1 protein-coding gene is annotated in these 977 nt (G+C 40.6%); it reads right to left on the bottom strand.

Features of this window, described 5'->3' with window-relative positions; all coding sequences use genetic code 11:
- Positions 1–134: 134 nt before the first annotated feature.
- On the bottom strand, positions 135–977 hold an 843-nt coding region (locus LKE08_RS09185), incomplete at its 5' end, for a GUN4 domain-containing protein (protein WP_324703919.1).

The following is a 977-nucleotide window of genomic DNA, read 5'->3' as shown; positions in this document are numbered from 1 at the left end:
AAGAACCACAGAGGTGTCAGGTCATAGCCACACACCGCACAGGTTTCGACCTCATTTTCCGTATATTCCGTTTCACATATTGGACATTTCATGACAGTGCTTTAGGAGATGGTTTGGTTTATAAATTGAAGGTTTTATATGCTACAGGTTACAAGTCTTTGCGCGAGAGAAGAGTAAGCATATCCTTTGATATTACTATAAATTCCCTTAAACGAACGTAAAACATATGGGAAACAGCCCTCGGGAGTTCTCTTCGGAGAAAGTTGGAAATTATCATCAAGTTCTTTCCATCCTACCTCTTCCCTGAAGCGATACCATATTGTATCACCTGGATAGTGTCCATCGCACTTGCCTCCACAATTGATATAAATTTGCTTCTGGACACTAAACCCAAAGCGTCCGTTACTGCATTTGAACCAAAGACCATCAATGATTCGTAAATCCTCACAGGGAAAGTTTTTGATATCATTTGAATCTAAATATCCTCGTTCAGTTTGTCCAGCCACCGCCAACATCATCCGAGCCGTTTCTTGGTCAGCAGCTTTCCAGTTTCCGGATTTCAATAATCTTTCGAGTTGAGTATAATCAAAAGAAGTAGGAAGATTTTTCTCGTTTTTATTTGTTTCTGAAATCGGCTTCAGTCGAAATTTTATAGCTTCTATTATTTTCGTTTCTTGCTGTGATTGCTGATGGATTAAGCTTTCAATTCTTCGATTCATTTCATTCAACTTAAATTGCTGCTGATTTTGTCCATTATTCAAACTGTCAATGCGTTCAACAATGTCATCTAATTGGGATTGAAAATCAGCCTGACGTTGATTTTGCGACTCAGTTAAACGGTTCATTGTTTGCGTCATTCCCTCCAACTGAGACTGCAACTGAGAAACCATCGCCTGTGCCGACTGTAGCTGACACTGGGACTGTTGCCAAACCCGCTTGGCGGCGGCGATGCGTTTTCTCTCTTTCTCCAAAAAGAC

It is taken from the genome of Lyngbya sp. CCY1209 (genome assembly GCF_035615495.1).
Taxonomy (GTDB): Bacteria; Cyanobacteriota; Cyanobacteriia; order Cyanobacteriales; family Microcoleaceae; genus Limnospira.
The sequence above is the reverse complement of the archived record's forward strand: the minus strand, read 5'-3'. Positions and strand labels throughout refer to the sequence as shown.